This window comes from Staphylococcus sp. FSL K6-0223, from assembly GCF_038008285.1.
Window position 1 is genome coordinate 260,318 of sequence record NZ_JBBOYX010000003.1, and the last position, 24,968, is coordinate 285,285.

Genomic DNA, 24,968 nt, shown 5'->3' on the forward strand with positions numbered 1-24,968 from the left:
TTTAAATCAAACTCATACGTTTTAAATCTTCTGTAGCCGTTTCCACACTATCTTTACCTACTTTATTTTTCAGTGGTGAAAACTCTTCTTCTCTAGGAACTTGTAATGTAACAAAACTTGTTCCATATTTGAAAATATCGAAATAAAACAATTCAAATTTTAATGTTGGTAACTCTACAACGCCAAAGTCTTCATCTAGTTGTTTTAATTTTTTAATAGCTAAATGATATGGTAGTTCCCTATCTACTGCACTTTTAATATAGGCCAGTTTAAATGCATGGATACCAATATTAGCATTATCAAAATCATTGGCTACTTCGGGATCCAATTCTGAATACTCAAGAACTGTATCTTTACTATCAATGTTGACTAAACGTCCAACACTCTCTCCATGTTTAGGTTGAATTGTTTTAGATGTAACATCTTTATTATTACTTACTGTGTAACCAGCAAATAATGGATCTAAGACTTTCACAAGGACATTGTCAATATTATTTAAGAAGATATATTTTACATGATCCTTTTCCATTTTATCTAAGTATCCAGCCTCTTTAAGAGATTTAAATACTCCACCATTACCATTTGGTGTTTCCATAATATGACCATCTCTGTCAAGTACAAGTTTGCCATCTTCACCTAAGGCTACAATATTTGCTTGTTTAAAGAAATGTACATGTTCTGGATCATAATCAAAATATTGATGTTTCTTAAAATACTCTATTGTTTCATCATGATTTATATCACTAGTCATTATATACCAATTAATTGTATGACCCGTTTGATTCTTTAAATTAATGAGTTGGCGAGCCTGTAACTCAAATAAACTTACACCCTCAATTTCAAAAGAACCTTTAGGCCCTTTATAACCTAATCGCGTTCCTTGACCGCCAGCCATAAGAAGTACCGCGAATTCACCATTTCTAATCGCTTCATAACCCTTTTGTTCATATGTATGCTTATCTTCATCAGAAAGTTGAGATTTCACTTCATACTTAACTTCTGATACCGATGATACATCATCTATTGATTTTCTATTAACATATAAATCATGATATAGTTTTTGAATTCCTTCTAAATCAAGCTCATCAACTTTATTTTCAAGTGCATCTTTTTCATTATTACTCATTAATTTTTCATATTCATACAAATGCTCTTGGTTATATTTCTCCAATTGGTTTTTATCTAACATGATTACTCTCCTTATGTATAAATGATTCAAAGAATTAATTTAGCCACTGTAACATAAATTCATTAAAAAAGGGTTGAAACAACGTGTATACTGTTCCAAAGCTAAAAGCTGTAGCTAAAGATAAATCAACTAATCCGCCTGTTTTAAAATGAAGCGGCGATACAACATTCAATGGTAAGGGATAGAATAATTTAACCCCTTTAGGTGTTAATATATCTAGTATAACATGTGAAGCTATTCCAATAACAATTGCAACCATATAATACATGGGTGTTTGAATTAAGTACAGTAAAAAACCAATGATAATGATGAAAGCAAGAGAGTGAGTAAATGTCCTATGGCCAAATAGAAGCCTAATAACAAAACTTAAAACTCTGAAACGTCTTCCAATTTTACTTTGGGTATGACATATGTCTGGCAATAGGCTTGCTAGAGTTGATAATACCAATATAGTGACTGAAGTAAATAAATCAGTATGAAAATATTGAGTTGTCAAAGCTCCTGTTAAAGCACCACAGGAGGCATGTGTTTTACCTGTCATTTCTAGTTCTCCTTTTCAAAACATTTTAACACACAATTACATATAAAGCGAACATACTTTCGTATTAGTATTTTATTAGTATGACATATTATATTCAAAAGTATCACATAAATCCTTGAAAACGATTTCAAAATCATTTATGATGAATATACAAATTATTTAAAGGATGTGTTTTGAATGGCAATGACAGTAAAGAAAAACGATAATGAAGTACGTATTCAATGGAGAGTAGCAGATATTAAAATACCTAATAATGAAATTAAAAATATCTCACAAGACCAAGATATCCATGCAGTACCTAAAAAAAATGGAAAAGAAATCTCTCGTATTGGTTCTACATTTGGAAAAACAAACCGCGTAATTATCGATACTGATGACCATGAATACATTATTTATACTCAAAATGATCAAAAAGTTTACAATGAACTGACTAAGTAATTAAAATATATATAATTAATAATCCATACAAAAGCCACCAACCATGTATCTATTACGGTTGGTGGCTCTCATTTTCGATATATGAAAATTGATAAGTATAAACAATCCTATTATATTGGAATCAATAATGATTATGGAGGTGAAGTTATTGTTCGTCGTAACAAATAGAATAACCGTGAAAAAAGGTTTTGCAGAAAAAATGGCACCTAGATTTACAAAAGGTGGTCAAATCCAATCCTTACAAGGTTTTAATGGTATTGAAGTTTGGCAAATTGATAGAGATGATTATAGTGAAGATATGTATGTAAATACATGGTGGAATACTGAAAAAGATTTTAAAAATTGGGTAAATAGTGATGCTTTTAAAGAAGCTCATAAAAATACTGGAAAATCCGAAGACTCTCCAGTAATTAAAAGTGAAATTGTTAAAGCAAATGTATTGTCGAAATTAGATAAATAATTTTTTAATAGAGGATTGCTTATTATAATAAAGTATATTAATAAGCAATCTTTTTAATGGATAAAAAAATGCGCAAGTAATGCAATAATAGGAAGCGTGATTAAAGTACGTATTAAGAAAATCATAAATAGTTTACCTATGCTAACAGGAATTTTTGAACCTAAAATAACACCACCTACTTCTGACAAGTATATTAATTGGGATATACTTAATGCTCCAATAACAAAACGTGTTATGTCACTTTTGACCCCTTCAATTAATATAGATGGTAAAAACATATCGGCAAAACCTATGAGAATAGTTTGAGAAGCGTGTGAAGCTTCTGGAATTTGCAATAATTCTAGTAGTGGAACGAATGGTTTTCCAATAACTTCAAAAATAGGTGTATAATTCGCGATAATTGTTGCGATTGTTCCTATACTCATTACTACTGGTAAAATGACAAACCACATATCTACAACGGTTTTAAATCCAGAAATAAAGAACTTTTTGAATCCTGGAGCTTTTATACCAACCTCTGTCGCCATGTCATATCCATGTCTTAATGCCGTTTTTCCTTCTGGTAATTGCTCCGTTCTTGCATCCTCTGAAACATCTTTAGCATATTCATCTGGAATATTTTTTAAAGGCCAAATTCTTGGCATTATCATTGCTGCAATTAAACAAGAAACAATTACAGTGATATAAAAATAAAAGAATTGATCTTGCATTTTAATAGTTGAAGCAATAACTATAGCGAAAGTAATAGATACTACACTAAACGTAGTAGAAATGACTGTTGCTTCTCTTCTAGAATAATAGCCTTCCTCATACTGTCTACTTGTAATTAAGACGCCTACCGTTCCATCACCAATAAATGATGCTAGATTATCTACAGTTGATCGACCAGGTAGAGTAAATAGCGGTCTCATTACTGGTCTAAACACAGGTCCTAATAATTCTAATAGTCCGTATTCCATCAATAACGGTAAAAATAGTGCCGCAAATAAAAATACGGCCACAAGAGTTGGTAATAGACTATAAAAGACTAGCCCCCCCGTATCTTCTGAATAAATCATTTTAGGCCCTACCTTCAAATAAGTAAGCCATACAAATACAACTGATAATACTCTTAATACTAGCCAACCTAGTTTGACATTAAATGCATTATACATTAGGCCTTGTGGATTTAACTTGTGTTTATAAATTGTTGAGCACAAAAGAGTTAATACACCTGAAATTGTAATAATTAATACAATTAATATAGGCATAATATTCCCTAACAGATCTTTTAAACAATTTGCAAGAAATGCCACAGGTAATGTTGTTTGTTTTTGTCCATCTTGAACAACTGGTATAGGAATTAAAAATAATATGATACCTAGAATGGACATTGTTATAAATTTAATTCTACCTTTTATAATTTCGCTTTTAGTATATCCGTTCATTACTTTTCAATCCGTTTCTATCTATTTATATCAACTTGAAGTAATCAAGATTCATCTACACAAATGTTTATATATACAAAAATATGAATAATTACGTATAAATACTATACGCTAATCTATCACTTTTCGCAATTAAAAATTTAAAAAAGGCCGATTTCAATAAACTATAAATTGAAATCGGCCATAGCATACCTAAGAGCGCTCAAATTCATATTTAATGAATAAATCATTTCATTCTACGTAGTAAGAATAAGAAATATGGTGCTCCAATAACTGCAATAACTACACCTACTGGAATATCAAGTGGCGGTTGAATTCCCCTAGCTAACCCATCACCAAGCGTTAATAGTATAGCGCCTATTAAACCTGACATGATAATGACATGTATATTTTTGTGTCCGACGAGTTGTCTTGCTATATGAGGTGCTATAAGTCCTAAGAAACTAATACCACCGACAACTGCAATAGAAGCTCCAGCTAACATTACAGCCAAGATGAGTAATATCATTTTTAAAAATCGGACACGTGCACCAAGAGCTGTAGCGACATTATCTCCCAAGTTTAAGATATCTAGCTGGTAACCGAGTAATAATACTACCGGTACAGTGATAATAAACCAAGGTAAGACACTATAGAAGTTAGAAATATTATGTCCATATAAACTACCAGTTAACCAAACTAATGCATTATTTGCATCCATAGGATTACGAATAAGTAAGAACTGTACGATAGCCGTACAAATTGCGCCTATGGCTAAACCTATAAGAGCAAGTTTCGATCCTTTCACATCAAATTTGGAAATAAGGAAGGACAATATTAAACTAATCACCAATGCTCCAACAAACGATCCTAAAGGTAATACAAATAAAGGTGCCGACGGAAATATCATAATAATAATCACCGCTGCTAGACTTGCTCCTTTAGTAATTCCAATAACATCCGGAGATGCAAGCGGGTTTCTAATTACACCTTGAATGACAGCACCAGATATAGCTAAACTGCTACCTATTACTAATCCCAATAATGTTCGAGGTATACGATATTCATTTAAAATAAAGTCATCTTGTGTGAAAAAACCAACAATAGCGTGTATAGGGTCTATCATAACTGAACCTATACATAAACTAAATATTGTACTGACGACTAATAAAATAATCACGATTCCATAACGTATACTATTGCTACTCTTAATCATACGCGATTCACCCCTCTTACAGTAATGAATAAGAAGTAAAAGGCGCCGACAAATGAAGTCACTATACCAACTGGAGATTCAAATGGATAAGTGATTAAACGACATAAAACGTCAGATATTAGCAATAAATCTGCACCAAAAATAAACGTGAGAGGTAGCATAACTAGATAATTTTTACTTACATAACGTTTAACTATATGAGGAACAATGAGGCCCACAAAACCGATGGGGCCTGCAATTGAAACAGACATCCCTGCTAATACTATCACTAGCAATCCAATAATCATTCTTACAATTTCAGTACGTTGACCAAGGCTTCTTGCAATGTCGTCTCCGAGTTCCATAATTGTAAGCTGTCTCCCCATAAAAATAGTTACAATTACAGCAATGACTATACAAGGTAAAATCATCATAATTTGATTCCATTTTATCCCAGCTAATGATCCTACTAACCAAAACATGACAGTATCATTAGAATCCTCATTTAAAAGAATGATTCCTTGGGTCATGCTACTAAAGAATAGATGTATCGCCATACCTGCCAAAGCAAGTTTCACTGGCGTAATTGATTTTGTAGATCCTGACAACGTATAAACAGTAAATCCACCAAAAAAGGCTCCAATAATTGCTAGGATAGTTGAATAAGAACCTAGGGATGGAATTAAAACTGTAATTAAAACAATGACGAAGGACGCTCCAGCATTTACACCAAATATTTGAGGTGAAGCAAGTGGATTTCTAGTTATTGCTTGCATAAGTAGACCGGCTATCCCCAATGCACCACCTATCACTAACCCTGCAAGCATTCGAGGCATGCGTACGTTATGAATTAAAAATGTTTGTTCTGATTCAATATGTCCAGTGAAGTAACTTAAAATATCATGAAATTGTATTTTTGAAGAACCAATCGCTAAATTCAAATAGATTGAAATAAAAAGAAAGCACACACCCACTATATAAGTGAGTGTAGTGCGCTTTCTCTTTTTTTGTTCAATAGCGGATTGACTATTTTTAATACCCATAGTCATTATTTTCCACCTTACTTATTATCTTTATTACTATCTTTCTTTGAAAGTTCTACAAGTTCTTTTGCCATCTCTTCAGAAGAAATTAAACCACGTGATCTAGCCCATAGGTCACGATCTAACACATCTACACGATTATGTTTAACAGCGTCTAATTTTTTCCATACAGCATCTTTTTCTAATTCTTTAAGAGAAGGCTCGTTAGGACTTGCTTTATCAGTCATGATGAACATACGGCCTGGATTTACTTTAGATAATGTTTCAGTGTTCATTTGTAAGTAAGGTCCTTTAAGATACTTACTTAAACCTTTTGTCACATCATCAGTTAATGCTTCTTTGAATCCAAGTTGATTTAAGAATTGTCCTACATATGAATAACTAGGGTGTGCTAATAAACCTGATTTAGATGCAACTGCAGGTAACACTTTCTCATCTTTATTCATTGTAATTTCTTTTTTATATTTTTCAATCTTTTCATCATGTTCTTTTAGACGTTTTTTACCTTCATCTTCTTTACCTAATGCTTTAGAAATTGTTTTGAAGGCATCAATGTTTTGATTATAGTTTCCATCAAAACTCTTAAGTTCAATTGTTGGAGCAATTTTACTTAAATCTTTATAAATTCCTTTATGTCTATTACTATCTGCAATAATTAAGTCTGGTTTTAGTTTACTAATTTCCTCTAAGTTAGGTTGTTTACGTGCACCTACAGACGTATAGTTACCAATTTTATCTCTTAATGGTTTGATGATACGTTCCTTTTTCTTATCATCTGCTACACCTACAGGTTTTACATCAAGTGAAGCTAATGCATCTACGAATGAATATTCTAGTACAACGACACGTTTAGGGTGCTTAGGTACTTTAGTTTTTCCCTCTTCGTGTTTAATTTCTACACCATCTTTAGATGCAGATTTATTACTTGAATTATTAGAACCATTACTACCACAGGCCGCAACAAGAACTAATACTAGCATTAAGCCAACAGCACTAAAAAATTTTAGACCTCTCATTGTTCCACTCCTTAATATGTATATGCTTACATATATAGTTTATTGATAACGATTCTCATTGTCAATATTATTTTGTATTGTTTTATGAATATATTTTACTCAAATATAATTTAATTCATAAGTCAGACTAACTACTATGAAAGATAAATCTGAATATCACTTTATATTTGCCTTATATACAATTTAGAGAACAATAACTAACTAAAATAAATAAAACTGCTCTTTTAAATAGAAAATTAAAGAGCAGTTTAAAGTGAAATATAATTTAATGAATAAAATTGAGTCTTCATTACGTATTGGCAAATATGGTTGTGTTAAAATTTTCAATCAAAGTTTGAATCTTTGAATCGTCGTAATATGATTTAGTTAAATTTTTCATATACATACTCTGTGACAAAGCTTCATAATTTAAACTAAATTGAATTCTATCCCCAATTTGATAGTGATCTTGATTATTCAAATCAATCATTAAATGATCGCTTGAGGCGCCAACCATTTTCAGATCATTGGCGATAGGCTTGATACCATCTGTAAATGTATCTAAATAACCTATATCCACTATTGCTTGTAAATAGGATTGGTGTGTCACTTGATTAATACGTGGTTTAATTTCAATAATTTCCGCTTCAAGTACAATCGCATCTTGATAGAGACTTGCAATAGGTTCATTCGTGGTAGTATCTATTCCCCTAAAGAGTGCTTCTCCTATCCTTAATTCATTAATCTTGCCAAGATCATTGTACATTGTTTGAGGTAACATGCTTGAGTTCCCTCCTGAAATAATTTTAAACTTGTAACCTATTTCCTTTTCAACGGCACTAATGAACTTATTAATCATAAAGACATCATTTTCTTCTGGAGCTTTGGATTTAAAGCACATAAAATTAAATGCTAATCCTACTAGTTGTATATGACTCATACTCATAATTTCTTTAATATAATCTAATACATCATAAGTTAAGACACCTTCACGGCCGTCTTTCCAATCTACCATTAACATGATTTGATGCTTTACATTCATTCTTTTTGCAATTACATTCAATTGTTTAATCGTATCAAGTTCTGTTTGAATACTCAGTTTTACAGTAGAAACCATAGTTTCAAATTCTGTCGTGGGGCGTAATAGTGTAAATGTGATATTTAAATCTCTTAGTCTTTCAATATTATCAATTCTTGATTCAGCAAAGTGTGTAATTCCAAGAGATTTTATTGTAGAAACGATGCGTTCATCTCCGGCAACACATTTTACTACAGGGGTAAAGTGAATCTGTCTACGTTCAAGTAATGTCTGAAGTACTTTGGCATTGTATTGTATTTTTGATAAGTTAACTTTGATTCTAGCCATGTACTACACCTCTTTTTTAATAGGATTTTCTAATTCAGTGTTTAAATATTTTTTAACTTTATTTTCCATCCTCATACTTAATAACGCTTTAACTGTTATTGTCGGACCAAATAATACTTTCCTCAAAATGTCGGCATGGGATTTATCATCATCAATCGCTAGATCAATCTCTTCACGAACGATATCAAATAACTCTTCTTCTTTAACATCTTCATATTGATTAAAGTGATGAATCAACTCTGCTAATTGATTTTGTACAACAGCATGTTGAAACTTCGCAATAACTTCCTCAATGGATTGAGCTAATAAACTTTCATTCGTTACTTCAATATTTGTTACCTTCTGTTGTAAAGTATCTAAATCTATACGTGAACCACCTAAATCACGTACTAAGAATTTCATTTGATAGTTAGGACCTAGATTGACAATCGTATTTTGCATATGTGCTTCTAATGCAATTCCATAATCTTGAATGTATGCAATGAGTGGTTGGACTAATGTTTGTGTGTAAGTTGCAATAAAATGTTTAATGTGGTCAATTGTTATTTCAGTTTCAAGCCATTCTAAATAGCTATCTACAATCGCTTTACGATCAATTGGATTAGGATTAACTAAACTTGCTGTGACCACTGTTGAGCCATTTTCAAAGATAACGGGTTTCTGACGAATAATGCATGCAAGTTGTCTTGCCAAATCAGAATCCACGTCGGCATATGCACCAAAGGGTTCCATCGCCACTTGGAGTCCTGGATATTGATCAAGTAGTCCTTGTAATGCATAACTTAATTTAGGTCCATCTACCGTAGTAACCGTAGAAACAGTTCTTACTGCACTAGTCGCTTGAACATTCACAGGAAGTTTAACGTGATAAGGTTTATGAATTAAATCCATCGTTCTAAATGATAACGTTGCTTTAGATTCTACTGTAAATGGTGTTGGTATTAGTATTTTACTAGCAATCCACTGACTAAATTTTCCGCCTATAGTGTGATCGTATTGCCAAGGATGAACAATCATGACTCTATAATCCTCTAAATTTAAATTTAAAGGCTCCAAAAATGAATTGAGTTGATGACGATATTCCGGAATGACACGATTTAAAATATATTGGTCATCGTCTTCCATTGAAGTAGTGACAATGTGAGTCTTTTCAATAAGCATAATTTTTAGAGGAATAACCTTTTCAAACTCTGGAGCATATGCTTTCAACTCGCTTTTATTTAACGGAAGTTTTGTCTTAGTTAAAGGATGGGTAGGATGTCCTTCAACAATCAAACTCTCCGTATAACTTAAATCATCTATAATGCCACTATCTTGTAAATGTTGAAGCCAGGATATAAAGTTTAATGATTCAGGCAATCTTGAAAATTTCATACTTTGATGTATGAGTGATTGTCTGTTGTTAAAATGTTTATATGTTTCAATAAAACTGTCTCTACTATGAATCAATTCTTCATTCAAACGTTCTGAAATTTCAATATTAAAACTCTGTGTTAATGTTTCGAGCAGATCTTCTAAGTTTTCAATAGGTTGTGACTTCTGACCACGACCATATATAATATCGCCTTTAAACACATATCTTTCCATAGCACTTTTACGTTTTACTTGAACAGTTAATCTTTTGCCTTGGTACTGAATTTCCACCACATTATCATCTTTCGTTATTTTCATGCCTTCTGGTGAAATACGTTCTTTAATTATTGCGTTCATGATACGGTATTGTATATTTTTATCTGCTAACAGCCATTCATTACGCTCCATTATTACTTTCCTCCAACTTCGTCATACGCTGTATTAGGTAAAATATTACTGAAATGGCTACGGTAGTTATACCCATGATCATGAATGTCGTCAGTATTCCGAATACATCTGCAAAGAAACTCATAACTAAACTACCGAGAGGTATCATACCACGGTCCATCATAATAATACTTAATACCTTCCCTCTCTCATAGTCTTTAACACTATGTTGAAAATAAACTCTATTCGTTGTTCTTGCCCATTGGCTAAATAGTCCAATTAAAGTGATACAAATGAACATAATAACCAAATTATGTATAACGACGCCTAGTAAAGCTAACCCAAATAGCAAAGAACTTAAATAATACATTTTAACTGCGCTTAGATGATTTAAAATGGTAGGTAAAATAATTGTTGCTACGATACCACCAATAGCACAGAAGGTCATCGCTATACCAAATACTTCTGATTTTCCTGGAAAAATATGATTCGTAAGTACGGGTAATACTGTTGTATAAGAGAATCCTGTAGCCATGATTAATAGAGAAGTAATAAATATCTTACTCCCCTCTAGATTACGTTTGAAATAATTCATAACTATCTTTAATGAGAATTCTTTATTTTCGAGTTGATTTGAAACAACTTCAAAGTGAAGAGGCAGACTAAAAAGTACAGCAACTAAATAACATATCGCTTGTGCTAAGAAAGTTGAAGGCGCATGATAAGCTGCTAGAATGACTCCAGCGATTGCGGGACCTATCGAACGACAGATGTTAATGATAAACGAATGAAACGATACTGCCTGTGTTGTAGAAATTTTATCTGATAAATCAGGTAAAACCGCTTGTCTTACTGGTGTTTCTACTGCACTTAGAATACCTCTTAACGATGCATAAATAAGTATTACAGCGATTGGGATAGAATCAATAGTAAATGTCAAAACACATAATACCGCAGTGACTATAAATGAAGAGGAAATCGTTATTCTAAGTAAATTTCCTTTATCATATTTATCAGCAATTGAGCCTGCCCATACACTTAGCAATAAAATTGGTACGAGTCGGCAAAAATTAACTAATCCCAGATAAACTGCGTTATGATATGTAGTAAGTACAAACCAGTTTAATCCTATTTGCCCAATCCAATTCCCCAAAAACAGAAGAAAAGAACTGGAAAAGAAAAATTTTGCCATTTAATTTCCACCTGTCTTTTTTATTGATAATAATTATCATTATCATTAATATGGATTATACAAATCTTATTTATTTTTGTAAAATATTTTTTTAGAGGTGAATTATGAATTTCAATCAATTTATTAACAAACAAGACATTGAGATGACCCAAGATGAGCAAAATGTCTTTCAGTTTTTACAACAATATGATGAACAATGGGCATCTATTTTCCAAGATAAATTATTAACTGGTCGAGATAAAGTAACAAAGCGTTTAGTTACTTCTATACATAGAGAGAATTTAGTTCATGGTAATGATCATAGTCAGTTACTTAATAGACGTAAATTTGCTGGCTATGACACTCATGTAACTGACATTTTAGAAATTCATTTTCCTAAATCAAAGCTATACTTATACGCACCAGTAACTGGTCAACATGCATTTAATCGTATAGATGTTGAAGGCCCCTTTTATTATAAACGTGAACAATATCAAGATGAATTTAAGCGTATTTTACATCCTAATGACATTTTAGACTGGATTCTTACTGAATCACCTGAGTTGGATAATGAAGCGAGCCAACAATTCAGAGATGACCAAACGAACAGTGCAGCCAATATGACATTTGCGCTAAGCTATCAATATTTTAAAATGAAGGATGATCGAGCACCTCTATACGATATTATTAAAAATCATCAAGATAGTTATCTAAGATCTGAGCAAGCCGTAGTAGAAGGCCATCCTCTTCATCCGGGAGCAAAACTGCGTAAAGGTATGGATGCGTTTGAAACATTTAGATACTCTTCTGAATTTACTCAGCCCATCGAATTAAAAATTGTATTATTGCATCATTCAGTGGCTCGTGTTCAAGCTTTAGATGCAAATTACAATGATACGATGAAACATATGTTTCCTGATATATACTCACACTTAGAAAAAGAATTTAGCGGACAAGTAAATTTAGACGACTATCAATTGATGATTATGCATCCATGGCAATACGACCATGTCCTACATCAAGATTACATGGAAGAACTTGATCAACGACTTATGATTGTAAGTGAATATTCTATCCCATATTATGCTGGTTTATCATTTAGAACGTTGGTTCCTGAATTACCTAATAAAGCGCCACATATTAAATTATCAACGAATGTACATATTACTGGCGAAATTCGTACACTTTCAGAACAAACAACTCATAATGGACCTTTAGTTACACACATCTTAAACGATATCTTGACTAAAGATTCAACATTTAAACAGTATGCTTCTACTGTAATTGATGAAGTGGCAGGAATTCATTTTTATAATTCTAATGATAGTGATGAGATACAAACGGATCGTAGTGAACAACTAGGTACGTTATTTAGAAATAATTTCTATCATTCTATAACGAATGATGTGGTACCTGTCATTCCATCAAGTTTAGTTGCAACGTATCCTTACAACTCTGAAACGCCTATTCAAACATTAATTCAAACATATCAAATTTCTAAGGGATTTCAATCATTTGAAGAAGCAGCTAAAACTTGGATGAATGAATATAGTAAAGCGTTACTAGGTTTAGTCATTCCTTTATATTCTAAATATGGTATTGCTTTAGAGGCACACCTACAGAATTCTGTTGCAACCTTTAACGAAGACGGTTCACTTAATAAACTATATATTAGAGATTTCGAAGGCTTACGTATTGATACTGAGCGCTTAAATCAATCGGGTTATGAGACGAACCATTTTCATGAGAAATCTAGAATTTTAACAAATTCTAAGACTTCCGTTTTTAATAAAGCATTTTATTCTACAGTTCAGAATCACTTAGGAGAGCTTGTGCTTACAATAGCTAAGTCATCTCATTCTTCTTCACTTGAAAATGAAATCTGGAAGGATATGGCACTCATATTAAAGGATATTTTAAGTAATATCACAGAATTATCTGAAGGTCGTCGTAGTGAAATCGAAGAAGTTATCTTTGCCCCAACAATTGATTATAAATGCGTGACGACTATGCGATTAGAAGATCAAGCACATGAATATACGTATATTAAAGTAAACAATCCGCTTCACTAATTAAAATAATAATGTAATTGTAGTTTATAATAAGCAGTCTATGTTTAAGAAAGTCATCTTTTACACAGACTGCTTATTTTTTGAGGAAAATTAATTATTAATAAACAAAAAGCCTATAAATGGTGTGAGAACACTTTCCATTTATAGGCTAATATCATATAAGGTTCAACTTAAATGATTTATCAAATTGCAATTATGAATTATTGTAAACCTTGTCTATCACTGTGGTTGTTGTCTTTGTTGTCTTTTTCATTTTTTTGTTGCCATTCTTTTTTAGTCATTACATCATCAACTTGCATGTTCACTTCAACAACTTCTAAGCCAGTGATGTATTTCACTTGTTCTTTAACTAAGTCAGTTACTTTACGGAAGATTTTTGGTGCTGATTCACCATATTCTAAAATAACTTTTAAGTCGATAGCAGCTTGTTTTTCGCCAACTTCAACTGACACGCCAGTAGTCACGTTATTACCACTTGAGAATGCATTAGTGAAGTTGTCAGTGAATCCGCCTTTCATATCTAAGATACCTTTAACTTCACGAGCAGCAATACCAGCAATTTTTTCAACTACTTCATCAGAGAAAGTTAATTTGTTTTCGAATTGTGGTTGTTGATTTTCTTGAACTTCTTTTTGTTGTTCTTGTCTTTCTTTTTCATTTACACCAGTTTGGTTATCATATGCTTGTTTTGCTTTGTTATTATCTACTGCCATAGTAAATTCTCCTTTACTTTCAAAATTTAGTTATTATTAATAATTAGATTTAATTAATTCCTTTAGAACTGGACTAGCTCCATCTATTGAGGAAATTCATAAAGTCTTGCGTACGGTCTTTAATATACCCGATACCAATTCCAATTAAACACAAGACAATGATTAAAATTGTTTTCCAAAATCCAAGAGTTAGGAATAATATAGCTATAAGTAAAAATGCTAAAAATCCAATAATACGCCACTTAAATGCTTTAAATATATTGATTAATTGTTGTGTAGAGTCTTGTCCGTTTTGATTATTATTTTCAGCCATGATATCCCTCCCTTACAACACACGTGGACCAGACGTTTTCTGGTCACGAACATTAACTTCTAATTTTCGTACTGGAATTTCTGTGAAATGTTCAACATTTTTCTTAATGTCAGAGCGAATACTTTCAGTTAATGATTTCACTTGAACATCATTTGGTACGAAGAAATCTGCTTTAATGTCGATAAATGATTTCTTTTTCTTACTATAAAGCTTACTTACTACATTAGGTTGTCTTACTTGATCATATTTAGTTAATGTATCGTACGCAGATTTTTCAACTGCTTTTCTTGATACATAAATATGACCATCATCAAAAGTTTTATAAAGTCCAGGTTTACGATACGTAGGTTTGAATATGCTTAATACTAATATGAGTCCAATCAATATTAGTAATCCCGCAAGTCCAATTAATAGTGGTTGGAACCAATTGAAATGAAGGAAGTAGTCTTGATAGCTTTTAATACGACTATCCTTTATGTACATAAACAATAGGAACCCAACAATTGCGACTATTAAAAGGCCGAGGATGAAATTTTTTAGTCTTTTCACCTCGTACGGCACCTCCTTATGTCATTGTTGAATTTGTTTACATTTTAAATGAGTACCCTATAAATATTTTTTTGAAACATAAATAAAACAATTTTTTATTCTATTTTTAAAAATATTTAAAGAAGCACTACTTATAATACATTATTCCCATTCTAATTAGATGAAAAACGTATATTTTTATTATTATGTTAAATTTTTTTCGTTTTTAGAACTACGGTATTCTAGAATATCAGAATTCTTATCCTTAACTAATACCTTATTGCTAGGACGTGGCTTTTCATCACTAAGCGACTTAAAGAGCGACCATATCATAACTATGATTACGAGTGAAAATGGTAATGCAGCTATGATAAGTAAGTTTTGTATTGCTTGTGTGCCACCAGTGTAAATCATAATTATTGCAAATAGTGCCATGATAATACCCCAGCATACCTTTACAAATGAAGCAGGATTTATATCTCCACGAGCACTTAACATGCCCAGTACATAGGTAGCGGAGTCGGCTGAAGTCACAAAGAAAATCATAATCACTACTAGAGTAATAATACTTAATATAAATCCAAGCGGATATTGTTCTAACGTTGCAAATGTAGCTGTCTCTGTAGCTGCTTTAGCAATATTAGCTATATGATGATCTTGTAAATAAATTGCTGAAGCACCGAAGACTGCAAAGAATAAGAAACATACTAGTGCTGGAACAAATAGTACGCCTAAAATAAATTCTTTGATTGTTCTACCTCTTGAGACACGTGCGATAAAGATTCCAACAAATGGCGCCCATGAAATCCACCATGCCCAATAGAAAATTGTCCATTGTTGTAACCATTTAAATTTCTCTCCACCTGATGGAATTCTCAAACTCATTTTAAAGAAATTGGCTATGTAATTACCTAAACCATTCGTAAATGTGTTCAAAATATAAAGTGTCGGCCCAACAATGAATAATCCGACTAGCACTAGAAATGCTAATCCCATATTGATGTTACTTAAAGTTTTAATACCTTTATCAATACCTGACCATGCTGACCAAGTAAATAATATAGTAGCAACGATAATAAGGATAACTTGTGTTCCAAAGTTATTTGGCACTTTAAACAAGAAGTTAAGGCCTTCATTAATTTGTAATGCTCCAAATCCTAATGTTGCTGCGACACCTGTTACAGTCGCTATGACTGCTAATACATCTATCGCACCACCTATCGGACCTCGCATAGCTTTTTCACCAAAAATGGGCGTTAATGTGGCACTTACAAGACCGGGATATCCCTTATGGAAACTAAAATACGCAAAGACGAGCGCTACAATGCCGTAAACTGCCCAGGCATGTATACCCCAATGGAAGAAAGAAAATTGCATGGCGTCATTAATGGCTGACTGCGATCCAGCTTTATGTATTGGAGTTAAAGTAAAGGCGTGACTTATAGGCTCCGCAGTGGTCCAGAATACTAATCCGATACCCATACCTGCACTAAATAACATAGCGAACCATGAAGGAAGTGAGAATTCAGGATCTTCTCCTTCTTTACCTAATGTAATTGATGCATATCTTGAGAATAATAAATAAACACTTACTATAAGTATGAGTAGGACAAGTAGAAGATAATACCATGAAAAATGAACTGCTATAAATGAAGTTACAGTTTGCGTAACTTGTTCAAGTTGTTTAGGTAGAATCGCACCATAAATAACAAATGCTGTACAAATTGCTAATGCTACCCAAAATACAATGCTGATTTTACTTGTATTTGTTGATTTCATAAATAAAACAATCACCTCTTTCCTATGTTTATTACCCATCCCAAGTAATATCAATCATTTATACTTTGTATTTTTAAAATATATAACTTTTTAATTGTATAGTGATGATGGCGGCAAAATTGAATATAAAATTAGCAGTAAGATGATTCATAATTGAAATCATCTTACTGCTATTCTTTCTAGGAAATATGTCGATAATTATTTTTCCACATTAATAACTAATTTGCCTATCATCGTATTTGATTCTAAAATTTGATGAGCTTGGTAAAGTGTCTCGGTGGTTAAACCATTAATCACCTTCGTAGTTGTATGGTGATATTGCCCTTGTTCAACCCTTTCAGAAATATCTTTCAAATACTCATGATGTTTAATCATGTCATTCGTGCGATTGACTGGTCTGGCGAACATAAATTCATGAGTAAAGTTAACACTTTTTGGTTTTAGTAGATTTAAGTCTTGCTTTTCTTTAAATGCAACAATCGTTGCGATATGACCTAATGGTTTAATAAGTTCAATCATTTTCTCATAATATAAATCTGTATCAAATGTGCAGAAAATGTAATCTACTTCATTAATATCGTGATGCTCAAGTTGTGTCTTTAAATCTTCTTTATGATTGATTACAATATCAGCACCCATAGACTTCGTCCATTCAATCGTTTCCTCACGTGATGCAGTGGTAATAACCTTTAAGCCATGTGCTTTAGCAATTTGTGTAGCAATACTACCTACGCCACCGCCCCCGTTAATGATTAGAAGAGATTTCCCTTTGTTCTTTTCAGGGTCATGAGATATTTGAAACACATCAAATAATGTTTCAGATGCTGTGAGACCTGTAAGAGGTAAACTTGCCGCTTGTTCAGGCTTAAGATTAGATGGTGCTTTCGCTACTAATTCTTCCTCAATTAACTGATATTCTTCATTAGAGCCATGCTGATTTGGAGAACCTGAATAAAACACATAGTCTCCTGGCTCAAACATTGTGACATCTTCTCCAACTTGTTCGACAATACCTGCCGCATCAAATCCTAATATACGTGGTGCATGGTTAACTGGTAAGATGCGTTGTTTCGTATCAACCGGATTGACACTTATACTTTGAACCTTTATTAATAACTGATTCCTAGTTGGATTTGGAATATTAAATTCAATTTCTTGAAATTGATTACCATCTTTTAGATTGAACGGTGCATTAAATCCTATTGCTTTCATGATTCCACCTCTATGTTGATTTTATTAAATTAATTATAGCATTTAATTTAATTCACTCATTTGAACAGTTTTTTTTGAAAATGAAGATACTAAACGTCAGAGACTTTAATTACTTGTTTACCAAAATTATCACCAGTGAGTAAATTTCTAAATGCTTGAGGTACTTTATCGAAACCTTCTTCTACAGACACTTGAGTCTTAATCTTACCCTCTTGTACCCATCTAGCGAGTTGTTCGCTTGCATTTTTAAAGTCATCAGCGAATTCGGCAACTAAGAAACCTCTCATCATCGCTTGTTTCTTAATGAGTGTCCCTTGAATACGTGGACCAATATCTTCTTCAGGATGGTTATATGAAGAAATAGCACCGCAAACAGGAATACGAGCATGTGTGTTTAGGTGTTTAAATACTTCATCACCTATTTCGCCGCCTACATTTTCATAATAGACATCGATGCCATCTGGAACAGCATCTGCTAATGCTTGGGCGAAATCATCTTTCTTATAATCTACACCTGCATCAAAATTTAATTCTTTAGTAAGATAATTTACTTTCTTATCTCCTCCTGCGATACCTACAACTCTACATCCTTTAATTTTAGCAATTTGGCCTACAACTGATCCTACTGCACCTGAAGCTGCTGAAACAACTACGGTTTCACCTTCTTTAGGCTGTCCAATGTCTAAAAGGCCATGATAAGCAGTTTGCCCTGGCATTCCTAGTACGCTTAAATATAAGTCAAGTGGCACATCTGTTGAAGGTACTTTATCGATATGCTCTGTTGATACAGTGTTTATTTTCTTCCACGGAAGCATGCCCACGACAATGTTACCTTCATTATAATCTTTAGCATTTGATTGAATAACTTTAGCTACGATATGTCCATTAAATGGCTCTCCTTTTTTAAAAGGTTGAACATAAGAATCTGCATTCGTCATACGTCCTCTCATATATGGATCCACTGAAATATATAATGTTTCTAATTGAACTTCATTATTTTTAGGTTCTTGTACATCAGTTTCTTCATATTTGAATGTATCATCTTGTGGAATTCCATCTGGAACTTTGTTAAATACGATTTGTTCATTTTTCATATGATATCACCCTTTTTTGAATATTAATTCTGTAAATATCATACCTCGAACAAGGTCATCGCAATCATAGAAAATCACTTGTATAATAAGAGCAAGCAATGAGAAATTGGTTGAATCGTGACGTATGGGAGGTTTAATTTTCCTAAAATGAAATTAAGCATATTAGATTATGTACCGATATTTGAAGGTAGAAGTGCACACGAAGCGTTTCAGCACAGTGTAGAGTTAGCACAACGAGCTGAACAATTAGGTTATGTGAGATATTGGGTGGCTGAGCATCATCAAGTTCGTTCTGTGGCATCAAGCGCCCCTGAAATGGTCATGATGACATTATTGGAACAGACGAGTAATATCAAGATTGGAAGTGGTGGTGTCATGTTGCCACACTACAGCCCGTATAAAGTAGCTGAACAATTTAAGATGATGGAAGCACGCCATCCTCATCGTGTAGATATGGCCATAGGACGCTCTCCAAGTTTCAACAACGTGAACGCTGCATTAAATGAGAATAAAGAAAGAAAACTAGATTTTGATACACAGTTAGATGATTTGAATAAATACTTTAATGATGACATTGATAAAGCGCACCGCTTCAAGACGTTATTAGCTACCCCGTTAATCCCGACCAAGCCTGAAATGTATATTTTAGGTATGAGTGAACGAAGTGCAAAGTTAGCTGGCAGACGCGGTTTGCCATTTGTTATTGCTAAAATGGGACAATCGTCAAGTGCTATTGAAGAAGTTATAAATGTCTACAAAAATGAGTTTGCACGTTGGCATGGAAGATATTGGAAATCGTCTGATGATGACGTTAATGATGCTTTTGGTAGGACTTCTCATGGATGTTCAGAGGAAGATTTTGCTAGGGATTTACATAGAGGTGTTAAGGATTATTCTGACGACCATGTGCATGAAGCTTTTGAGGAAGATTCTAGAGGTCATGTGCATGAAGCTTTTAAAGAACTTTCTGGTGGTGTTAAACCGTATGTGATATTAGCTACATTTGTAGTAACGGGTGATAATGAGGTTGAAGTTGAAGAGCTTTTAAGCGCATTACAACTTTGGTTGTTACGTATTAATTATTTAGATCAACCTCAGTTTTACCCATCTATTGAAACCGCTAAGAATCGAGTTTACAGCGAGCGCGAGAAAGAGAAACTTAAACAGAATAAGCGTAGAATTATTTATGGCTCGCCTCGCGAGGTATCACGTCAGTTAAAGGATATTAAAACCTTGTTTGGAGTAAATGAGTTAATGATATTGCCAAATGTTTATGGAGAAGATGCGCGTTTTGAGTTAATTGAATTATTGGCACGAGAATTAGATATTTAGTGTGTTTGCATGATTAGGCACGATATTGAATCATTTTATTTGTTGAATAGAGTGGGACTAGATAACTGTATGGAGTGTGTGGGCTGTTGGTTCACCATGATGGTGTTTTAGATGATATGGTTTTAATAGAGAGGCGCACTGATGCATTAAAATTGTGATGAGCCAAATGCATGAGTGCGCTTCAACTATATGAATTATTTGTTCCACAGAAATTGAATGATGTCGTTTGCGATATTTTTATTTTCGTGTAATTGACTATGTTGAGCTGTTTTACCGGTAAATTTATTTTCCGTGTAAGATTTTGGACTATTTCCTAGTAAATATTTCAAAGATTTTGATGAACTATTTGATACACGACCATCAGAATGTGTGCCATCTTGAATATCTCCATAAATATTGAGTACATCAATGTTTTTATCTTTATAAACTTCTTTTAAAGATAATAACTTTTTGAAATCATCGTTCATTTTATTTGGCTTACCATTTCGATCTAAGTTTATTTCATTTATCTTTTCATTAAGATTTAGTACGCCATTATAAGTACCTGCAATATTTACTTCTTTTTGAAGGTGTGGCAAATATTTATCATTTCCATAGTTATTCATATAATAAGCAAATGACATATTCCCCATTGAGTGTGCTACAAAATTAAATTTATTGATATTATATTGGGATTTCAATTGAGACAAGACATTTTTAATCCATCGTGCATTTTCATTAAAATCACCATTGCGATTATTTTCAAATTCGATTTTTATAATTGGATTTTTTACATTTTTATCTATAGAACCAATAAAAGTCACATTACCATTGCGAGATACTTTTGCTATCATCACATCCTTTGTAACGCCCTTTTTAACTGCTTGATTAACCATGAATCTTTCTGATTTTTCGCTTCCTCCATATCCATGCATAAATAGAGTGGCCACAAGTTTATGTTGATGTTGAGTAACTGAAGACGGAATATGTTTGCCCGATTGACGGCTACAAAGTACAGCAAATAATATCAAAGTAACAATAATAATAAGTATAAAGACCATCGCAGAAGATTTTGATTTCATCATCTTACCTCATTTTATTTATTTTATATATTATAAACGATTAGAGAGGTATTTGCTCATATTTAAAGACTCACTACATCAAATGTAATGAGTCTTTGGAACATACAAGCTGTATTTAAATGATAAATTTTTAAAAGGAAATTATTTGATTTCTTTTGTTTTAGCTAATTCTTTGTACCAATAAGCACTTTTCTTAGGATATCTTTCTTGTGTATCAAAATCGACGTAGAAAAGACCGTAACGTTTTTCATAACCATTTGACCATGAGAATACGTCCATCAATGACCATAAGAAATATCCTTTTACATTAGCACCGTCTGCAATTGCATCAGCAATCACGTTTAAATGTTTCTTAACATAATCAATACGAGCATCGTCATGTACAGTTTTCTCTTTTTCATCAAATTCATCTTTGTATCCTAAACCATTTTCAGTAACATAGATTTTATGATAATTTGGATAATCTTTCACAACCCTCATAATTTGATCGTATAATCCTTGAGGATAAATCATCCAATCCCAATCTGTTCTAGGTACATCTACATCAAATTCTCTTTGACCGACACCTTTAAGTTGGTATTTAGAACCGCCTTTATCTCCAGTCGCATTGTGCGTAATCTCAGATTCACCTTCATAACCTCTCATCCAATCACTCATGTAATAATTGATACCTAAGAAGTCATTTAAATCTTTAGCAGCATCTAAAATTTGGTAATCTTCGTCAGGGATATTTAGCTTACCACCATTAACAGATAAGATGTGTTGAACGCCTTCCATTGTTTCACGAGAATACTTACCTAAGTATGTGGCATCTAAAATAAATTTATTATGAATAATATCCTCAAGTTCTGCTGCTTTAACATCTTCCGGGTTAGAAGAGTCATATGGATATTTTGTAGGTAAGGCATGAACTACCCCTATTTCACCTGAATATTGCCCATCTTTAAATAATTTAACAGCGCGAGCATGCGCAACCATCATATTGTGATGAGATTGAAAAACCTTTTCAAAGTCATATTTAATACCTGGAGGGAATTTACCTACTAAATATTGACCATCACCGATTGGCCCTATTTCATTGAAAGTAGTCCAGAAATTAACTTCTGGGAATTCTTTAAAGCAAAATTCTGCATAATCTACGAAATAATCAATGGTTTTACGATTTAAGAAATCTCCATCTTTATGAAGTACTTCTGGTGTATCAAAATGGTGTAAAGTAACGAATGGTTCAACATGACGTTTATGACATTCTTTAAATAGCTTATGATAGTACTCTACCCCTTTAGGATTTACTTCTCCATAGCCTTTAGGAAAAATTCTTGACCATGCAATTGAAATTCTTATACCGTTAACTCCGAATTTCTCACTTAATTCTAAATCGATTGGATATTTATTATAGAAATCACTTGCTGGTTCTGCTGTATACCAATAATTTTCCTCAAGATATGTATCCCAAGCGACACGCCCCTTACCATCAGTTTGAGTTGCTCCTTCTGCTTGATAAGCTGCTGTTGCTCCACCAAAAATAAAATCTTTAGGTAATTTCTTAGTCATGAATAAAACTCCTATCTAATTTTTAAATTGTTGTTTTACAAATTCGAGTGCTGCTTGACCATCTCTAGTTAACTTAATGTATTCAGCGCCTTGTGTTTTAGCTAATTTTATACCTAATTTGTCAGTGTCTTGTTTAATATCTTCATAATTTGAGGCTACTTGTGGTGCTAATATAATTAATTGATATTCTTTCATAATATCCATATGTGCACCATAACCACCAGCCGCTGCTGTAACAGGTACACCGTATTCATCTGCTGCTTTATTCAAAGCATTAGCTAATAAACCACTTGTACCTCCTCCTGCGCATAATACCAAGACATTTGTTTGTTCAGTAATATTGCTGTCAGAATGATCTTGATTCACTTCTGGTTGTGAATCATGACTTTGCGAAGCTTCATTCGCTCCGGCAGTTGCTAAAATAGCATCAGCTTTTTTAGTATCAAAGTTAGCTGAAACTTTTTCTTTTAATTCATTATTAACTTCTTTATTACCTAACTCTTCTTCCAAAATCTGCTCATCATAAACCTTAACTAATGGATAATAAATAATGACATCTACTACGATTAAGACAATGGCTAATACAAATGACCAAAACGCAAAACCAGTACCCATCACGATACCTAGAGGACCTGGAGTAGTCCAAGGTAAGAAGATACTAAAACTATTCATATTCAGAACATCAACAAAAAATTTAAATATCCATACATTGACAATTGGCGCTAAAATAAATGGAATAAAGAACACTGGGTTTAATACTAAAGGCGCACCAAACAAGATAGGTTCATTTACACCAAAGAAAGTAGGAACTACTGAGGCACGTCCAATTGCTTTATTACGTTTAGACTTAGTTAGCCACATAAACATGAAAGGTACGACTAATGTTGCACCAGTACCTCCCATAGTTACTACAAACATTTGAGTACCAGGTGTAATGACTTTATCAGCATGTTCGCCTGCTTGAATTAAATGTAAGTTCGCTTCAAGGTTAGCGTAAGTAATTGCTGCAATGGCTGGTTCAACGATTGATGGTCCATGAATACCTACAAACCAGAAGAAAGCGAATGCACCAAAGATAATTGTCACTCCGACCCAACCATCAGCTGCTGTAAATAAAGGTTCAAAGACTTTTAATACTGCGTTAGCTACATTGGTATGAATAAAGGCTCTAGCAATTAAATCTAACGCATAAAGAATAATGATTACTGCTGATAATGGGAATATATCTTTGAAAACTTGTGATATATTAGGTGGCACTTCTTTAGGCATTTTTATTGTAATATTATGTTTGATAAAGAAACTATAAACATTAACAGTTATAAACGCTGATAAGAAGGCTGTTAATAAGCCTTTTGTTCCCATGAAAGCACTTAAAAATCCTCCATCTTTTACAGGATCGGCTGCTAAGAACAAGAAACCACACATTGCAGCCATCATTGTTGAAATAAAGTTAATTTGATTCGTGCTTTCCAATCGTCGATTAAATGAATCAGTCAATGATTTGGCTGTTGTCCCTGCTACAATGAAACCAACAATTCCCATCGTAAAGTTATAGGGTTTCATTAATATACCTTCCATTGTTTTACTCCAAGTAAATCCAAATACATTCGGTACATAAGTGACTAAAATAAATATACTTGAGAACAAGATAATAGGAATTGCTGCAATAAATCCATCACGAATCGCTCTTAAATAAATATTACGAGATATTTTTTCAAAGAACGGCTTTCCTTTTTCTATCCATGCTATTAACTTATTCATAAAGG

Annotated in this window: 21 protein-coding genes and 1 pseudogene; 4 read left to right on the forward strand and 18 right to left on the reverse strand. The window is 32.9% G+C overall.

Going from position 1 to position 24,968, the window contains the following annotated elements; genetic code table 11:
* Nucleotide 1: 1 nt before the first annotated feature.
* Both MHI13_RS18505 and MHI13_RS18510 read right to left on the reverse strand, forming a co-directional pair.
* Nucleotides 2–1,189: a UTP--glucose-1-phosphate uridylyltransferase gene (locus tag MHI13_RS18505; RefSeq protein WP_047796544.1), complete on the reverse strand. Its 1,188-nt coding sequence runs from the start codon at nucleotides 1,187–1,189 to the stop codon at nucleotides 2–4.
* Nucleotides 1,190–1,223: 34 nt separating this feature from the next.
* Nucleotides 1,224–1,730, reverse strand: coding sequence for a metal-dependent hydrolase (locus MHI13_RS18510; RefSeq protein ID WP_002432512.1), 507 nt, complete (start codon nucleotides 1,728–1,730; stop codon nucleotides 1,224–1,226).
* A gap of 177 nt (nucleotides 1,731–1,907) precedes the next feature.
* On the opposite strand from MHI13_RS18510, the gene MHI13_RS18515 reads away from it, so the two are divergent.
* On the forward strand, nucleotides 1,908–2,168 hold the full coding sequence (locus MHI13_RS18515) for a SunI/YnzG family protein (RefSeq protein WP_064210226.1): 261 nt from the start codon (nucleotides 1,908–1,910) through the stop codon (nucleotides 2,166–2,168).
* A gap of 148 nt (nucleotides 2,169–2,316) precedes the next feature.
* The gene (locus tag MHI13_RS18520; RefSeq protein ID WP_002453758.1) at nucleotides 2,317–2,628 is read left to right on the forward strand and encodes a heme oxygenase; all 312 of its coding nucleotides are present in this window, start codon (nucleotides 2,317–2,319) and stop codon (nucleotides 2,626–2,628) included.
* Between the two features lie 53 nt (nucleotides 2,629–2,681).
* On the opposite strand, the gene MHI13_RS18525 is transcribed toward MHI13_RS18520, so the two are convergent.
* The 7 genes from MHI13_RS18525 to MHI13_RS18555 all read right to left on the reverse strand — a co-directional run bounded on the left by MHI13_RS18525 (nucleotide 2,682) and on the right by MHI13_RS18555 (nucleotide 11,565).
* Nucleotides 2,682–4,055 carry a YjiH family protein gene (locus tag MHI13_RS18525; RefSeq protein WP_064210225.1) on the reverse strand — a complete coding sequence of 458 codons (1,374 nt, stop codon included), beginning with the start codon at nucleotides 4,053–4,055 and terminating at the stop codon, nucleotides 2,682–2,684.
* Nucleotides 4,056–4,281: 226 nt separating this feature from the next.
* Nucleotides 4,282–5,250 (reverse strand): FecCD family ABC transporter permease, encoded by a 969-nt coding sequence (locus MHI13_RS18530; RefSeq protein WP_023351324.1) that lies wholly within the window; start codon nucleotides 5,248–5,250, stop codon nucleotides 4,282–4,284.
* A complete protein-coding gene (locus tag MHI13_RS18535; protein ID WP_002432915.1) occupies nucleotides 5,247–6,278 on the reverse strand; it encodes a FecCD family ABC transporter permease in 1,032 nt (343 codons plus the stop codon). Before MHI13_RS18535 ends, MHI13_RS18530 begins: the two co-directional genes overlap by 4 nt.
* A gap of 11 nt (nucleotides 6,279–6,289) precedes the next feature.
* Nucleotides 6,290–7,288: an ABC transporter substrate-binding protein gene (locus MHI13_RS18540; protein WP_064210224.1), complete on the reverse strand. Its 999-nt coding sequence runs from the start codon at nucleotides 7,286–7,288 to the stop codon at nucleotides 6,290–6,292.
* Nucleotides 7,289–7,577: 289 nt separating this feature from the next.
* Entirely contained in the window at nucleotides 7,578–8,633 is a 1,056-nt protein-coding gene (locus MHI13_RS18545) for an alanine/ornithine racemase family PLP-dependent enzyme (protein ID WP_049428199.1), read from the reverse strand.
* A gap of 3 nt (nucleotides 8,634–8,636) precedes the next feature.
* On the reverse strand, nucleotides 8,637–10,394 hold the full coding sequence (locus MHI13_RS18550; protein ID WP_064210223.1) for an IucA/IucC family protein: 1,758 nt from the start codon (nucleotides 10,392–10,394) through the stop codon (nucleotides 8,637–8,639).
* A complete protein-coding gene (locus MHI13_RS18555; RefSeq protein WP_002432777.1) occupies nucleotides 10,384–11,565 on the reverse strand; it encodes an MFS transporter in 1,182 nt (393 codons plus the stop codon). Before MHI13_RS18555 ends, MHI13_RS18550 begins: the two co-directional genes overlap by 11 nt.
* 104 nt (nucleotides 11,566–11,669) lie before the next feature.
* Here MHI13_RS18555 and MHI13_RS18560 point away from each other — a divergent pair, with 104 nt between their 5' ends.
* Nucleotides 11,670–13,616, forward strand: a complete 1,947-nt coding sequence (locus MHI13_RS18560) for an IucA/IucC family protein (protein ID WP_002453764.1) — start codon at nucleotides 11,670–11,672, stop codon at nucleotides 13,614–13,616.
* 200 nt (nucleotides 13,617–13,816) lie between these two features.
* Here MHI13_RS18560 and MHI13_RS18565 read toward each other — a convergent pair whose 3' ends face one another.
* The 6 genes from MHI13_RS18565 to MHI13_RS18590 all read right to left on the reverse strand — a co-directional run bounded on the left by MHI13_RS18565 (nucleotide 13,817) and on the right by MHI13_RS18590 (nucleotide 19,255).
* Nucleotides 13,817–14,329 (reverse strand): Asp23/Gls24 family envelope stress response protein, encoded by a 513-nt coding sequence (locus MHI13_RS18565; protein ID WP_002432778.1) that lies wholly within the window; start codon nucleotides 14,327–14,329, stop codon nucleotides 13,817–13,819.
* A 73-nt stretch (nucleotides 14,330–14,402) separates the two neighbouring features.
* The gene (locus tag MHI13_RS18570) at nucleotides 14,403–14,642 is read right to left on the reverse strand and encodes a DUF2273 domain-containing protein (protein WP_002432747.1); all 240 of its coding nucleotides are present in this window, start codon (nucleotides 14,640–14,642) and stop codon (nucleotides 14,403–14,405) included.
* Nucleotides 14,643–14,654: 12 nt separating this feature from the next.
* Nucleotides 14,655–15,191, reverse strand: coding sequence for an alkaline shock response membrane anchor protein AmaP (amaP, locus tag MHI13_RS18575; RefSeq protein WP_002432799.1), 537 nt, complete (start codon nucleotides 15,189–15,191; stop codon nucleotides 14,655–14,657).
* A 183-nt stretch (nucleotides 15,192–15,374) separates the two neighbouring features.
* On the reverse strand, nucleotides 15,375–16,949 hold the full coding sequence (locus MHI13_RS18580; RefSeq protein WP_064210222.1) for a BCCT family transporter: 1,575 nt from the start codon (nucleotides 16,947–16,949) through the stop codon (nucleotides 15,375–15,377).
* Between the two features lie 198 nt (nucleotides 16,950–17,147).
* Nucleotides 17,148–18,161 (reverse strand): zinc-binding alcohol dehydrogenase family protein, encoded by a 1,014-nt coding sequence (locus MHI13_RS18585; RefSeq protein WP_064210221.1) that lies wholly within the window; start codon nucleotides 18,159–18,161, stop codon nucleotides 17,148–17,150.
* Nucleotides 18,162–18,250: 89 nt separating this feature from the next.
* Complete coding sequence (locus MHI13_RS18590) at nucleotides 18,251–19,255, reverse strand: NADP-dependent oxidoreductase (protein WP_064210220.1); 1,005 nt, start codon at nucleotides 19,253–19,255, stop codon at nucleotides 18,251–18,253.
* 147 nt (nucleotides 19,256–19,402) lie between these two features.
* On the opposite strand from MHI13_RS18590, the pseudogene MHI13_RS18595 reads away from it, so the two are divergent.
* Nucleotides 19,403–20,461, forward strand: a pseudogene (locus MHI13_RS18595) (MsnO8 family LLM class oxidoreductase); the annotation flags it as partial.
* A gap of 320 nt (nucleotides 20,462–20,781) precedes the next feature.
* On the opposite strand, the gene MHI13_RS18600 reads toward MHI13_RS18595, so the two are convergent.
* From MHI13_RS18600 to MHI13_RS18610, 3 genes are all read right to left on the reverse strand, one after another.
* The gene (locus MHI13_RS18600) at nucleotides 20,782–21,648 is read right to left on the reverse strand and encodes an alpha/beta hydrolase (RefSeq protein ID WP_047796558.1); all 867 of its coding nucleotides are present in this window, start codon (nucleotides 21,646–21,648) and stop codon (nucleotides 20,782–20,784) included.
* Between the two features lie 141 nt (nucleotides 21,649–21,789).
* Nucleotides 21,790–23,202, reverse strand: coding sequence for a 6-phospho-beta-galactosidase (gene lacG / locus MHI13_RS18605; RefSeq protein ID WP_064210218.1), 1,413 nt, complete (start codon nucleotides 23,200–23,202; stop codon nucleotides 21,790–21,792).
* Nucleotides 23,203–23,217: 15 nt separating this feature from the next.
* Nucleotides 23,218–24,963, reverse strand: a complete 1,746-nt coding sequence (locus MHI13_RS18610) for a lactose-specific PTS transporter subunit EIIC (RefSeq protein WP_340761783.1) — start codon at nucleotides 24,961–24,963, stop codon at nucleotides 23,218–23,220.
* Nucleotides 24,964–24,968: the final 5 nt, after the last annotated feature.